This window comes from Candidatus Fukatsuia symbiotica (genome assembly GCF_003122425.1).
Classification (GTDB): domain Bacteria; phylum Pseudomonadota; class Gammaproteobacteria; order Enterobacterales; family Enterobacteriaceae; genus Fukatsuia; species Fukatsuia symbiotica.
This window is the reverse complement of record NZ_CP021659.1, coordinates 2,155,039-2,169,164: the sequence shown is the minus strand read 5'-3', so window position 1 is coordinate 2,169,164 and position 14,126 is coordinate 2,155,039. Positions and strand designations below refer to the sequence as shown.

Here is a 14,126-nt window from a genome sequence, read left to right as displayed (position 1 = left end):
TGCAAGGAGTCCAATACAAGAATTCATGAGCGCCCGAAATAATGCTCCCAATCTTTCCAAATGGGCTGTAGCCCATTTTTAATCAACGCTTGTGCGACCTGTTGTGGAGAACGGTTGTCATGTGGCGTAAATTGTTCCAGTTCAGGATGATCATCGGCATAACCTCCTGGTTGAGTTTTAGAACCGGCACTGATGTTATTGATGGCTAACGGGATCATATTATCGCGGAAAAACGGTGATTCTCGCGTCGAGAGAGAAAGCTCGACATCGGGTGCGAATAAGCGGAAAGCACAGATCACCTGCACTAGTTGTTGTTCACTTATTACGGATGCAGGCTCAACCCCACCAACGCAAGGGCGTAGACGTGGAAATGAGATCGAATAGCGGCTTTGCCAATACGTTTTTTGCAAATAAAATAAATGTTCCGCTAGCATATAACTATCGGCACGCCAGCTATGTGATAAACCGAATAACACCCCTAAGCCGATTTTATCGATTTTAGCGTGTCCCAAGCGATCTGGTGTTGTTAATCGCCAATAAAAATCTTGTTTTTTCCCCCGCAAGTGGTGCCGGTGGTAGCTAGCATGATGATAAGTTTCCTGATACACCATAACACCGTCTAACCCTAGCGTTTTTAGCTCTGCATACTCTTGTTCTGCCAGTGGCTGAACTTCCATCATTAAAGAACTAAAACGTTGGCGGATCCCAGGCAGATGATGACGGAAGTACGCCATGCCCACTTTGGTTTGATGTTCTCCAGTAACCAGTAACAAATGATTGAATCCTTGTGCCTTGATGGCGCTGCATTCACGGATAATTTCTTCTTCATTGAGTGTTTTGCGTTTGATTTTGTTGCTCATGGAAAAACCACAATAGCTACACTCATTGGCACACAGATTGGAAAGATAGAGCGGCACAAAAAAATGCACCGTATTGCCAAAGCGTTGCCGAGTCAACTGTTGTGCTTTTTGCGCGAGCGGCTCGAGATAAGGTAATGCCGCTGGTGATATCAGTGCCATCAGATCTTCTCGCCCTGGTTTGCTGGCATTCAGGGCGTCTTCAACGTCACGTGCTGTTTTGCTATTAATACGCAGAGAAATATCGTCCCAATCCAATTTTTTTCAGTGGTGACTAAAATCTTTAAGCATGTTCTTGATCTTTCATTTGATTGAGGAAAGCGGTTAATGGGCTACTGGCGACGGCCTGTTGTTGAGGTTGTACCAAACCAGCTTGATAAGCTGATCGACCGGCTACAACCGCCAGTTTAAAGGCATACGCCATCTGGATGGGATCACGGGAAACGGCGATGGCGGTATTGACCAACACGGCATCTACTCCTAACTCCATTGCTTCCAGGGCATGACTAGGCGCGCCAAGGCCGGCGTCGACTACGACTGGTACGTTGCTTTGCTCAATAATCAATTGTAGAAAATCACGGGTGCGTAATCCCAGATTAGAGCCGATGAAGGCACCTAGCGGCATTACGGCAGCACAGCCGACCTCTTCCAATCGTTTGCACAGCAATGGATCGGCATTACAGTAAGGCAGCACCACAAAACCTTTTTTTACTAAGGCTTCTGCGGCTTTTAGGGTTTCTATCGGATCGGGTAACAGATGTCTGATGTCGGGGTGGATTTCCAGTTTTATCCAGTGGGTACCTAGCGCTTCACGCGCTAGCCCGGCGGCAAAAATAGCTTCCGTTGCTGTTTTGGCACCGGAAGTATTCGGGAGTAATTGGATACCCAGCTGTTGTAGCGGTGTTAAGATTGCATCGTGATCGGCACCTAGATCGATCCGTTTCATCGCGAGAGTAGCCAACTGCGAACCTGATTCCTGTAGCGCATCTGTCATTAATTTTGAGCTGGCAAATTTTCCGGTGCCGGTAAATAGACGTGAATCAAAGAAAGTATCGGCAATTTTTAATTTATCATTAAGCTTTAACATATTAGCCTCCGGCTATCGCCTGAAACAGTAAGATCTCATCACTCTCTTGTAGCAAATGGGTCTCCCAGTGACTGCGAGGAATAATGTTTTGATTAATTGCCAGAGCATGCCCTTGCTGGTGTCGTCGTAATTGGCGGAGTAGAGCATCAATAGTCATGGCGGCTTCAAGTTCTATGGGCTGGTCGTTTAGCGTAATTTTCACAGTATTTTTCCACTAGGCTCTTTTTTCACATATTGTCCTGCTACAAACTGCACAGTGAGTTGAACGGCTTAGTTGTAATGTATGCCAACTATGCTGTTTGCCATCAAATAAACACAGTTTTCCACTGAGTGGGGAGGGTATCCCCGTTAGAATTTTGATTGCTTCCAATGCTTGCAAGGTGCCGATGACGCCAACCACGGGGCCTAATATCCCAGAAGTACGGCAGTTGTGTGGCGCTATTTTTTGATCGGGATACAGGCAGGCGTAGCAGCCATAGGTATAGGGTGACTCGATCACTAACAGTTGTCCGCTAAAACCCATGGCACTGCCACTGATCAGGGTTTTCTGTGCCGTAACACAGGCTGTGTTAACTTGATGGCGAGAGCGCATAGTATCACTGCAGTCGAGTACCAAATCTGCATTGATTACCGTATCCGTCAAGTTTTGGCCGTCAAGCCTCTTGTTAATGGCGATAATATTTATCTGTGGATTAAGTTGATGTAGATGATTCTTGGCGAGTTTGGCTTTGCTCTGGCTGATATCACTGGTGCGGTATAGGATCTGGCGTTGTAAGTTACTAATATCGAGCAGGTCATCATCGGCGAGTAACAGGGTGCCGATTCCCGCTGCCGCAAGATAAAGGGCGGCCGGCGAACCCAGTCCCCAATACCCACGATAAGTACACGGGACGCCTGTAACTGACGCTGTTTTTCAATGCCGATTTCTTCCAACATTAGTTGACGGCTGTAACGTAAAAAATCGTTATCATTCATCACCGGTTACCTATTTTTTTTCGATCAATTGCAATAAAGTGGCTGTTGCTTGCCGCCAGTTACTGACCTGTGTAATGGCACTTACCACCGCCACACCACTAACGCCGCACGCCAATACTTGTGGTACGAGCTCGATGCTGATCCCACCAATGGCAACGGTTGGGTAATCAGGTGTGTTGGCAACCTGACGTTTTAACGCCACTAACCCTTGTGGTGGAGAGGGCATTTGTTTGGTTTGGGTGGGGAAAATATGACCGAGTGCAATGTAAGAAGGACGCAATCTGCGTGCTTTTGCTAACTCTTTCTCATTGTGCGTTGAAATACCTAGTCGTAGCCCCGCGCGCTGAATGGCACTGAGATCTGCGCTGACGAGATCTTCTTGCCCCAGGTATACGCCGTAAGCTTGGTGTTCAATGGCTAATTGCCAGTAGTCGTTGATAAATAGCCTTGCTTGATAGCGTTCAGCTAACGCAATGGCACAAGCAATGATTTTTTCCCTATGCGGATGCGCTAAGTTTTTAATACGTAGCTGTAAAGTGGTTACACCTGCATCCAGCATCCGGTTGATCCAGGTCAAAGAATCCACTACAGGATAAAGCCCCAAATGGGGCTTTGTACTGGCAAAGGCGATGTCAGGCAGATTGATTAGCATAATCACGCACTTCCTGCGAAATCTTCATCGAACAGAACTTAGGGCCACACATGGAGCAAAAATGAGCGACTTTGCCGGATGCCTGTGGCAGAGTTTCATCATGATAGGCACGTGCAGTAGCAGGATCGAGGGCCAGGTTAAATTGATCTTCCCAACGGAATTCAAAACGCGCTTTGGACAGCGCATTATCGCGGATTTGCGCACCAGGGTGTCCTTTCGCTAAATCAGCGGCATGAGCGGCGATTTTATAGGTCATCAGCCCTTGTTTAACATCTTCTTTATTTGGTAAGCCCAAATGCTCTTTTGGCGTGACATAACACAACATAGCACAACCGAACCAACCGATCATTGCTGCTCCAATACCGGAAGTAAAATGGTCATAACCTGGCGCGATATCCGTCGTCAGTGGTCCCAATGTATAAAAAGGGGCTTGATGGCAGTGTTCCAGCTCTTCCGTCATATTACGGCGGATCATCTGCATGGGCACATGCCCGGGACCTTCAATCATCACCTGTACATCGTATTCCCAGGCAATTTTTGTTAATTCACCTAAGGTATGCAATTCTGCAAATTGAGCCTTATCATTGGCATCTTGAATTGAACCGGGGCGTAGGCCATCGCCTAATGACAGTGAAACATCATAGGTAGCACAAATCTGGCAAATATCGCGGAAATGTTGGTACAGGAAATTTTCTTGATGGTGGGACAAGCACCACTTAGCCATGATAGCGCCGCCTCGAGAGACAATACCAGTCAAGCGTTTTGCTGTCATAGGAACATAACGCAGCAGTACTCCAGCGTGAATGGTGCAATAATCTACTCCTTGTTCTGCTTGTTCCAGCAGTGTGTCACGAAATATTTCCCAATTTAATTTTTCAGCAATGCCGTTCACTTTTTCTAATGCTTGATAAATGGGCACTGTACCTATAGGTACTGGACTGTTACGTAAAATCCATTCACGGGTTTCGTGGATATAACGACCCGTTGATAAATCCATCACCGTATCAGCGCCCCAGCGGGTTGACCAAACCAGTTTTTCTACTTCTTCTTCAATGGAAGATGTCACCGCTGAATTGCCGATATTGGCATTGACTTTGACTAAAAAATTACGACCAATAATCATTGGTTCGGATTCAGGGTGATTAATATTGGCAGGGATAATGGCACGACCCGCAGCCACTTCTTGTCGTACAAATTCAGCGGTAATATTTTCTGGCAGATTGGCACCAAAGGATTGCCCGGGGTGCTGTTGGCACAATATCTCACTACAGATTTTTTCGCGCCCCATATTTTCACGAATGGCGATAAATTCCATTTCAGGGGTGATGATACCGGCACGTGCGTAATACAGCTGAGTGACAGATCGACCCGCAATCGCCCTTATCGGATGAGGACGTTGTGCAAAACGTAGATGATCTAGCCCCTCATCAGCCAAACGTTGTTGGGTAAAACAGGAACTGACAGCAGGCAACGCTTCGGTATCTTGTCGTTGCGCGATCCAGTTGGCACGTAGTTTAGCCAGGCCCGCTCGGACATCCGGTTGAGCTTGAGGATCACCATAAGCACCGGATGTATCGTAAACGGGGATCGCTTCATTATCCACATAATGTGCCGCGTCTGTTGTGCCACTAATAAGTGTCGGACCTTGCTTGATTTCACGCATGGGCACTTGAATATCTGCCCGTGAGCCTTGCTGATAAATACGCCGTGAATTAGGAAAGGTCATGCCTTCTAATGTAGAGATAAACTGCTGTGCGGCATCACGTTGCCGTTTACGTGGGCGTGTTGTAGGCTCTGGTGTTATCGCCTGATGAACTGAAATCGTATTATTAGACACAGCAAATTCCTTGGTATGGGGAAATGAGTACGGCAGAGAAAATTGTTTGTCTGGAGGCTGGCGGGAGTAACGATATAGAGAGACGAATGGCATTCTTTCTTTTGCAAACGTAAATCACTGCAGTTGAAAACCAGTTCTAACGATAAATTACTCTTGTTCCCTTCGCGGGTATTAGCCCGATCAGGTTCCGCGGATCCCGAATTAACGGTCTCAGCCTGCGCAACGTTTACGCTAGGCACTCCGACAAGAGGGCTTAGTATATGAAGTAGAATAAAAACCACAAGCCCTGTTGAATTATATTTTTTAGATTTCGTTTTAGGTATCAGCGCATCGCTCCTGAACGATGGTTTGCCAAGATTCGACTGCCCACTGAATAAGCTGGTCCTCGAGCTGAAAACGTGTATCGAGCGCTTGACCGAGCGCAGACAACGTCTGATTAAATTCCAGGTAACGATCCTGATCGACGTTGGTATCTATATAGTTATCGTGAAATTCCATGATGTCTTGTGTATTATCTTTTAACGCCGGATAAATTTTGCTTTTGAGTGCCATCTTCGGGCTAGACTGACCTTCTGTCTGTTCAATAATGGTATCGTAAATCTTAAAATGACCCGATGAAAGATAATCCATTAAATTCTGGAAAAAATCCTCCAGTGCTTTTTTATCGAATGAGGCGTGCTCCGCTTTTGGCTGTTTAACACCGATCACGGTGCAATAGGTGACTAATAATTTTTTACGCGCCTGAAGCCATTGATCAATTAATTCATTACTGCCGCCAACGCGTTGAGTGAGGTTTTCCAGTCGGTTGAGCATGATTGATTCCGTGAGTTAAATAAGATAACGGTAGGTTATAGAACAGACCTCTTCTCCCCTCGCTACGGTTTTGAAAGCAGTCTAATATATAACAAGCCAGGCTTTAGAGTGCCAGTGAACTCGAGATTGTGCAACAATAGACTTCTTGCGTAACTATTGCGTAGTGTAAATTCGGCGTTACACGGTGCTCGAATCCCATCCGTATGTACCGCGCCGTTACTGTGCTCCGGGTGCCTTGAACTCATACCATTCGTTACGGTTTTGCAAGAAGTCTAATTGAAATAACATATCCCCAGATATAGCCCGAGATAATTTAGGAAGCCTCTGATGAATGAATTGAAAAATGATCGTTATCTGCGTGCTTTGTTGCGTCAGCCGGTTGATGTTACTCCGGTGTGGATGATGCGTCAGGCGGGTCGCTATTTACCTGAGTATAAAGCCACCCGTGCGAAGGCGGGTGATTTTATGTCATTGTGCAAAAATACAGAGTTAGCCTGTGAAGTTGCAATGCAACCTCTGCACCGTTATCCACTATTAGATGCGGCAATTTTATTCTCGGATATTTTAACTATCCCTGATGCGATGGGGCTTGGACTATATTTCATCGATGGCGAAGGCCCGTGCTTTCACCAACCGATTAGCTGTTTAACTGATGTACAGCAACTCCCTACCCTCGATCCAGAAAACGAATTAAGGTATGTCATGGATGCGGTGCGTGCTATTCGTTGTGAATTAGCAGGCAGTGTGCCTTTGATCGGTTTTGCTGGTAGCCCGTGGACGTTGGCAGCTTACATGGTCGAAGGTGGTAGCAGCAAAAACAAGGATTTTACTAAAATAAAAAAAATGATGTGCACTGAACCTAAAACTTTGCATTTATTGTTGGATAAGCTGGCTGAAAGTGTACGGCTGTATTTAAATGCGCAAATTAAAGCCGGTGCACAAGCCATAATGATCTTCGATACCTGGGGTGGGCTGTTAACCACTGAAGGCTATCAAACATTTTCCTTGCAGTACATGCATAAAATTGTTGATGGCTTGTATCGAGAAAATGACGGGCGTCGCGTACCGGTTACACTATTTACCAAAGGTGGTGGGCAGTGGCTGGAAGAGATGGCAAAAACAGGATGTGATGCTTTAGGGCTGGATTGGACAACGGATATTGCTCATGCTCGTCATCGAGTCGGCGATAAAGTTGCGCTGCAAGGTAATATGGACCCCAATATTTTGTATGGATCACCAGAACGGATCCGTCAGGAGATCGCTACCATTCTAGGGAACTATGGTGAGGGGAATGGTCACGTATTTAATCTCGGTCATGGTATTCCTCAGGATGTGCTGCCAGAGAATGTGGAAGCCTTTGTTAAGGGAGTACATGGTCTCTCACGCCAATATCACCAGTCGGTCAATGATATTTTAGCACCTAGTGGAACCATTTTACTCTCATAAGTGTTCAGGTACACTAGCACGCAAATTTATGCACCAGGCCTCTTGCGCAAGCTGGATCCTGTGTTGCGTTAAAAGGTTTATTAAAAGAAGGTGTCATGTTACGTAATCCGATCCATTTACGTCTTGAAAAATTAGAGGGCTGGCAACATCTGACGTTTATGGCCTGTTTGTGCGAACGGATGTATCCCAACTATCAAAAATTTTGTCTGGAAACACATTTTGGCGATCCCGCTGTTTATCGGCGTATTTTAGATTTAATCTGGGAAACTTTACTGGTAAAGGATGCTAAGGTAGATTTTGATAGTCAGCTTGAAAAACTGGTAGAGGCTATTCCTTATACCGATGATTGCAGTATTTACGGTGTTTATCCGGCCATTGATGCTTGCAGGGCACTCGGAGAAGCTATCCATTCACGTCTGAGTGGTGGGGATTTGGAACATGCTATTGCTATCAGTGAGATTTCCGTCGATACGGTAGCGATGCTTGAAATGAGTCATGCAGGTAAGGAAATGACGGCTGAAGAGTTAAAAGTCCTGCCTGCAATTGCCGAAGAATGGGATATCCAATGGGAGATTTTTCGTCTGTTGTCCAGTTATGAAGAGCGTGATTCAGATCTGATCAAAGGGTTGCGATCTGACTTGCGAGAGGCTGCTGTAAGCAATATTGGTATAAATTTAATACAATAAGGAGAAAAAACGTGATTTAACTGCTAATTTGGGGTGTTTTAAAGCTTCACAGCAGCGCTTGTCTGTTCTACATTTGAAAGGTGAAAGCAATTGGCGATCAGTGCCTGTGTAGAAGGGTAGTGTTGGCCGGCATATCCATGGCACTTGGTGCTTTATAAACGATAAATATACTGTAAGGGTAACTTATGAATAAGACACAACTGATTGATATAATCGCAGACAAAGGGGATATTAACAAAGCTAAGGCTAAATCGATTCTGGACATTATTTTGGAGGCCATTACGAACTGTTTAAAAGAGGGAGATACAATGCAATTGGTTGGTTTTGGTACTTTCAAGGTCAATCAACGCCAAGCAAGAACCGGACGTAATCCACAAACGGGTAAGCCGCTTGAGATTGCAGCATCTAACTCGCCAGCGTTTGTTTCTGGTAAAACGTTTAAAGAGGCAGTTAATAAAGTAATGGCCAGTGAACCCCAAAAGGTAGTCGGTGCACCCCAAAAGGTAGTCGGTGCACCCAAAAAGGCGGCCAGTCCACCAAAAAAAGCGGCCAAGCAATAGTAATGTGCTAGTGGTCATCACAAAATAGGGGAGGGGTTGTTTAAACCCCTTTTATCTATGTGAATATAAAGGAGCCGGCAGTTCTTTGTTATTGTTTGCCTCGTGCAATAGCTCGATAGCCAATATCTTTTCGGTAAAAACTCCCTTGCCATTGAATGTTTTTGACCAATGCATATGCATGTTTCTGTGCATCGGCGACAGTCATACCGAGAGCCGTTACGCAAAGTACGCGTCCACCATGGGTGACCACCTGGTTACTGTCATTTAAATGGGTACCTGCATGGAACACTTTCCCTTCATTCGTGATTTTTTGTTGTGGCAAACCTTGAATAACATCACCCTTACGATAATTACCAGGATACCCCTCGGCGGCGAGTACCACACCTAACGCGCAACGTTCGTCCCACTCAGATTTTTTTTCGTTCAATTTACCTTGTGCACCTGCTAAACAAAGTTCGACTAAATCAGAACGCATACGCAGCATAATGGGTTGTGTTTCTGGATCGCCGAAGCGGCAGTTAAATTCGATGACTTTCGGTTGCCCGTCACTGGAAATCATCAAACCGGCGTACAAAAAACCGCTGTAAGTGTTACCTTCAGCAGTCATTCCTCGCACTGTCGGCCAGATAATCTGTTCCATAATCCGTTGATGGATATCATCTGTTACTACGGGAGCCGGTGAATAAGCACCCATACCGCCGGTGTTTAACCCGCGATCACCGTCATTAACACGCTTATGATCTTGGCTGGTTGCCATAGGTAATACATTTTTTCCATCTACCATGACGATAAAGCTGGTTTCTTCACCCTCAAGAAATTCCTCGATTACGATACGATGACCGGCATTGCCAAAAACATTACCCGCTAGCATATCATTAACCGCCGTTTCGGCCTCTTCCTGCGTACTGGCAACAATCACACCCTTACCGGCAGCTAAACCATCGGCTTTGATCACGATTGGGGTACCTTTTTTACGGATGTAAGCCAATGCAGCATCAATATCGGTAAAATTTTGATATGCCGCGGTTGGGATCTGATGGCGAGCCAGGAAGTCTTTGCTGAAAGCTTTCGAACCTTCCAATTGTGCGGCGGCTTGGGTTGGGCCAAATATCGTTAGATCGGCAGCGCGGAAGGTATCAACGATACCAATGACCAAAGGTGCTTCGGGGCCGACGATCGTCAGGCCGATAGCATGACTTTTAGCAAATGCCAGTAACGCGGGGATATCTGTGGCAGCAATATCAACATTTTCTAATCTGGGTTCCAATGCAGTACCTGCGTTGCCTGGTGCAATATAAATTTTTTCTGCTAAAGGTGATTGTGCTGCCTTCCAGCCTAGTGCGTGTTCGCGTCCACCATTGCCAATAATCAAAATATTCATCGTGATGATTCCGTGAAATTATGTGGTTTAAAAATAAGGGGATGTTAACTTAATGACGGAAGTGGCGCATACCGGTAAAAATCATAGCGATATCATGTTCATCGGCTGCGGCAATGACCTCTTGGTCGCGGATTGAACCACCAGGTTGGATGATACAGGCAATACCGACATCAGCGGCGGCATCGATGCTATCACGAAACGGAAAAAAAGCGTCAGAAGCCATCACGGCACCAGAGATGTTCAATCCTTCATCGGCGGCTTTAATTCCAGCAATTTTGGCCGAATAAACACGACTCATCTGACCAGCACCTATCCCTATGGTCTTATTATCACGTGCGTAGACGATGGCGTTGGATTTAACGAATTTAGCCACTGTCCAACTAAATAAAGCGTCACGTAACTCTTGTTTTCTGGGTTGACGTTTAGAAACGACTTTTAAATCATCCAATGTCACCACGCCAGCATCTCTTTCTTGCACCAATAATCCTCCATTGACACGTTTGAAGTCCAACGCTGCTGTTTGCTTATCGCATTGACCACAAATCAGAATACGCATATTTTCTTTCTTGGCTAATAATGTTTTGGCATCCTCGCTTATATTGGGAGCAATGATCACTTCGACAAATTGGCGGCTAATAATGGCGCTAGCCGTACCGGCATCCAACTCACGGTTGAAAGCAATAATACCGCCAAAGGCTGAGGTTGGATCGGTTTTATAAGCATTCTCATAGGCTTTAAGAATGGAATCTCCGATGGCAACACCACAAGGATTAGCATGTTTGACGATTACACAGGCAGGATCACTGAATTCTTTGACGCATTCTAGTGCTGCGTCGGTGTCCGCGATGTTGTTATAAGAAAGTGTTTTACCTTGTAGCTGTTGTGCACAGGTAACAGAAGACTCTTTCGACTCTTCTTCTACATAGAGAGCGGCTTGTTGGTGATTATTTTCGCCATAACGCATATCCTGTTTTTTGACATAGTTAAGGTTCAGAGTTCGGGGAAAACGACCAGAAGGTTGGGTTGTTTCGCCATGATAAGCTGGAACTAAAGTGCCAAAATAGTTAGCGATCATACTGTCATAAGCAGCGGTATATTCGAAGGCTTTAACTGCCAGATTGAAACGAGTCGCATCGGTCAGGGAGCCGCCATTTTTTTTCAATTCATCGATAATGTCTTTATAGTCGCTGCTCTTAACCACGATAGCGACGTCTTTGTGATTTTTGGCTGCTGAACGTACCATCGCAGGGCCACCAATATCAATATTCTCAATGGCATCTTCTAGTGAGCAATCCGGTTTGGCAGTGGTCTGAGCAAATGGATACAAATTGACAACTACCATATCAATCGGTTGAATGTCATGTTCATCCATAACGGTTTTATCCTGACTACGACGCCCCAAAATGCCACCATGTATTTTGGGATGCAAAGTCTTAACACGTCCTGCCATCATTTCTGGGAAACCGGTGTAATCAGCAACTTCACAGACAGCCAAACCAGCTCCTTTCAATAGATTGAAGGTACCACCAGTGGAAAGTAACTCAATGCCCTGTGCGCAGAGTTCGGTAGCAAATTCAACGATGTCGGTCTTATCGGAAACACTGATTAGAGCACGGCGTATCACAGCGGGTCGTTGCATGGCTTGTATTCCTTGGTATTTTACTACAAAAATTATGGCAAAAATTGACGACACGAATTGTAGCGAAAATGTCTGCTTGATGCTTGTCAAATTTAATATGGAGTTATTTTGTGGATAACATTGTGCATAAAAGGGTATAAAGTGGACCTTTGCTGTGGAATACAGCGAACGTATATTTTAATTGGAACTAGCGATTGCGTATGGCACAAAAATCTCTATAATGCGCCCCTCTGCCGAGATGAAGTGATTTACTGAATAGTTTATCCGATAGAACGAAATTCAAGACAAGAAAATCTTGACTCTCGACAAGGGAAGCGTAGAATTCGCCCCCTCGCGTTGTACAGATAGCCGGTTGATATAGATACCGATAAGTGGTCAACGCCTTGCTCTTTAACAATTAATCAGACAATCTGTGTGGGCACTGGCAATATGCTATCGCTTAGTTTTGAAAAAGACTGGGCAAAAGCAAGAATAAAGTGCTGAAGAATGTATGAATCCGTGATCGTTTTGTTTTTTACTGCAAAGTGGTTGAGGCTGATTTCATATTGAAGCGCAGAGCAGTAAATAAAATTGAAGAGTTTGATCATGGCTCAGATTGAACGCTGGCGGCAGGCCTAACACATGCAAGTCGAGCGGCATCGGGAAGGTAGCTTGCTATCTTTGCCGGCGAGCGGCGGACGGGTGAGTAAAGTCTGGGGATCTGCCTGATGGAGGGGGATAACTACTGGAAACGGTAGCTAATACCGCATGATGTTACGCGACCAAAGCGGGGGACCTCCGGGCCTCGCGCCATCAGATGAACCCAGATGGGATTAGCTAGTAGGAGAGGTAATGGCTCCCCTAGGCGACGATCCCTAGCTGGTCTGAGAGGATAACCAGCCACACTGGAACTGAGAGACGGTCCAGACTCCTACGGGAGGCAGCAGTGGGGAATATTGCACAATGGGCGCAAGCCTGATGCAGCCATGCCGCGTGTGTGAAGAAGGCCTTCGGGTTGTAAAGCACTTTCAGCGAGGAGGAATGAAGCAATGCAAAGAGTGTTGCTAATGGACGTTACTCGCAGAAGAAGCACCGGCTAACTCCGTGCCAGCAGCCGCGGTAATACGGAGGGTGCGAGCGTTAATCGGAATTACTGGGCGTAAAGAGCACGTAGGCGGTTTCTTAAGTCAGATGTGAAATCCCCGAGCTTCACTTGGGAACGGCATTTGAAACTGAGAGTCTAGAGTTTTGTAGAGGGGGGTAGAATTCCAGGTGTAGCGGTGAAATGCGTAGATATCTGGAGGAATACCGGTGGCGAAGGCGGCCCCCTGGACAGAGACTGACGCTGAGGTGCGAAAGCGTGGGTAGCAAACAGGATTAGATACCCTGGTAGTCCACGCTGTAAACGATGTCGATTTGTAGGTTGTGGTTATAAACTGTGGCTTGCGGAGCAAACGCGTTAAATCGACCGCCTGGGGAGTACGGCCGCAAGGTTAAAACTCAAATGAATTGACGGGGGCCCGCACAAGCGGTGGAGCATGTGGTTTAATTCGATGCAACGCGAAGAACCTTACCTACTCTTGACATCCAGAGGAGTCGACAGAGATGTTGACGTGCCCTTCGGGGAGCTTTGAGACAGGTGCTGCATGGCTGTCGTCAGCTCGTGTTGTGAAATGTTGGGTTAAGTCCCGCAACGAGCGCAACCCTTATCTTTTGTTGCCAGCACGTAGAGGTGGGAACTCAAGAGAGACTGCCGGTGATAAACCGGAGGAAGGTGGGGATGACGTCAAGTCATCATGGCCCTTACGAGTAGGGCTACACACGTGCTACAATGGCGTATACAAAGAGAAGCGAGCCTGCGAGGGTGAGCGGACCTCATAAAGTACGTCGTAGTCCGGATTGGAGTCTGCAACTCGACTCCATGAAGTCGGAATCGCTAGTAATCGTGGATCAGAATGCTACGGTGAATACGTTCCCGGGCCTTGTACACACCGCCCGTCACACCATGGGAGTGTTTTGCAAAAGAAGTAGGTAGCTTAACCTTTGGGATGGCGCTTACCACTTTGTGAACCATGACTGGGGTGAAGTCGTAACAAGGTAACCGTAGGGGAACCTGCGGTTGGATCACCTCCTTACCTGAAGATAGGTATTGCGTGGTGTCCACACAGATTGTCTGATAGAAGTCGTTTCGTTTTTGTGCACTGAATATTTTTC

Annotated in this window: 9 protein-coding genes, 1 rRNA gene, 3 pseudogenes and 1 riboswitch; of the genes and pseudogenes, 4 read left to right on the top strand and 9 right to left on the bottom strand. The window is 46.2% G+C overall.

Translation table 11 applies throughout. The features are described 5' to 3' along the window. Positions 1 to 23: 23 nt before the first annotated feature. The 7 genes and pseudogenes from thiH to CCS41_RS10430 form a co-directional block, all read right to left on the bottom strand. Entirely contained in the window at positions 24 to 1,115 is a 1,092-nt protein-coding gene (gene thiH, locus CCS41_RS10460) for a 2-iminoacetate synthase ThiH (RefSeq protein ID WP_072550080.1), read from the bottom strand. A gap of 25 nt (positions 1,116 to 1,140) precedes the next feature. Further along, positions 1,141 to 1,944 carry a thiazole synthase gene (locus tag CCS41_RS10455; protein ID WP_072550079.1) on the bottom strand — a complete coding sequence of 268 codons (804 nt, stop codon included), beginning with the start codon at positions 1,942 to 1,944 and terminating at the stop codon, positions 1,141 to 1,143. A gap of 1 nt (position 1,945) precedes the next feature. Beyond that, entirely contained in the window at positions 1,946 to 2,146 is a 201-nt protein-coding gene (gene thiS / locus CCS41_RS10450; RefSeq protein WP_072550078.1) for a sulfur carrier protein ThiS, read from the bottom strand. Between the two features lie 12 nt (positions 2,147 to 2,158). Beyond that, a pseudogene (locus CCS41_RS10445) lies at positions 2,159 to 2,919 on the bottom strand (HesA/MoeB/ThiF family protein). A 10-nt stretch (positions 2,920 to 2,929) separates the two neighbouring features. Further along, positions 2,930 to 3,571, bottom strand: coding sequence for a thiamine phosphate synthase (gene thiE / locus CCS41_RS10440; RefSeq protein ID WP_072550076.1), 642 nt, complete (start codon positions 3,569 to 3,571; stop codon positions 2,930 to 2,932). After that, positions 3,567 to 5,408 (bottom strand): annotated as a pseudogene (thiC, locus tag CCS41_RS10435) (phosphomethylpyrimidine synthase ThiC); the annotation flags it as partial. The gene thiE and the pseudogene thiC, both read right to left, overlap by 5 nt. Positions 5,409 to 5,548: 140 nt before the next feature. Continuing rightward, positions 5,549 to 5,661, bottom strand: a riboswitch (TPP riboswitch). Positions 5,662 to 5,723: 62 nt separating this feature from the next. Next, positions 5,724 to 6,221, bottom strand: coding sequence for an Rsd/AlgQ family anti-sigma factor (locus tag CCS41_RS10430; RefSeq protein WP_072550075.1), 498 nt, complete (start codon positions 6,219 to 6,221; stop codon positions 5,724 to 5,726). A gap of 327 nt (positions 6,222 to 6,548) precedes the next feature. Here CCS41_RS10430 and hemE point away from each other — a divergent pair, with 327 nt between their 5' ends. The 3 genes and pseudogenes from hemE to CCS41_RS10415 all read left to right on the top strand — a co-directional run. After that, positions 6,549 to 7,667 carry a uroporphyrinogen decarboxylase gene (hemE, locus tag CCS41_RS10425; RefSeq protein ID WP_072550074.1) on the top strand — a complete coding sequence of 373 codons (1,119 nt, stop codon included), beginning with the start codon at positions 6,549 to 6,551 and terminating at the stop codon, positions 7,665 to 7,667. Between the two features lie 95 nt (positions 7,668 to 7,762). After that, complete coding sequence (locus tag CCS41_RS10420) at positions 7,763 to 8,353, top strand: YjaG family protein (RefSeq protein WP_072550073.1); 591 nt, start codon at positions 7,763 to 7,765, stop codon at positions 8,351 to 8,353. 185 nt (positions 8,354 to 8,538) lie between these two features. Then, positions 8,539 to 8,805, top strand: a pseudogene (locus tag CCS41_RS10415) (HU family DNA-binding protein); the annotation flags it as partial. A gap of 196 nt (positions 8,806 to 9,001) precedes the next feature. Here the strand turns inward: CCS41_RS10415 and purD are convergent. Together purD and purH are read right to left on the bottom strand one after the other, a co-directional pair. After that, entirely contained in the window at positions 9,002 to 10,294 is a 1,293-nt protein-coding gene (gene purD, locus CCS41_RS10410; protein ID WP_072550071.1) for a phosphoribosylamine--glycine ligase, read from the bottom strand. Positions 10,295 to 10,343: 49 nt separating this feature from the next. Then, positions 10,344 to 11,933: a bifunctional phosphoribosylaminoimidazolecarboxamide formyltransferase/IMP cyclohydrolase gene (purH, locus tag CCS41_RS10405; RefSeq protein ID WP_083429588.1), complete on the bottom strand. Its 1,590-nt coding sequence runs from the start codon at positions 11,931 to 11,933 to the stop codon at positions 10,344 to 10,346. 567 nt (positions 11,934 to 12,500) lie between these two features. Here purH and CCS41_RS10400 point away from each other — a divergent pair. Continuing rightward, positions 12,501 to 14,047: ribosomal RNA gene (locus CCS41_RS10400) — 16S ribosomal RNA — on the top strand. The last annotated feature ends 79 nt before the right edge of the window (positions 14,048 to 14,126 follow it).

Bases quoted from the DNA above. Each gene is read 5' to 3' on its own strand.
- CCS41_RS10455 (WP_072550079.1), bottom strand. From the start codon at position 1,944: ATGTTAAAGCTTAATGATAAATTAAAAATTGCCGATACTTTCTTTGAT.
- thiE (WP_072550076.1), bottom strand. From the start codon at position 3,571: ATGCTAATCAATCTGCCTGACATCGCCTTTGCCAGTACAAAGCCCCAT.
- CCS41_RS10430 (WP_072550075.1), bottom strand. From the start codon at position 6,221: ATGCTCAACCGACTGGAAAACCTCACTCAACGCGTTGGCGGCAGTAAT.
- hemE (WP_072550074.1), top strand. From the start codon at position 6,549: ATGAATGAATTGAAAAATGATCGTTATCTGCGTGCTTTGTTGCGTCAG.
- CCS41_RS10420 (WP_072550073.1), top strand. From the start codon at position 7,763: ATGTTACGTAATCCGATCCATTTACGTCTTGAAAAATTAGAGGGCTGG.
- purD (WP_072550071.1), bottom strand. From the start codon at position 10,294: ATGAATATTTTGATTATTGGCAATGGTGGACGCGAACACGCACTAGGC.
- purH (WP_083429588.1), bottom strand. From the start codon at position 11,933: ATGCAACGACCCGCTGTGATACGCCGTGCTCTAATCAGTGTTTCCGAT.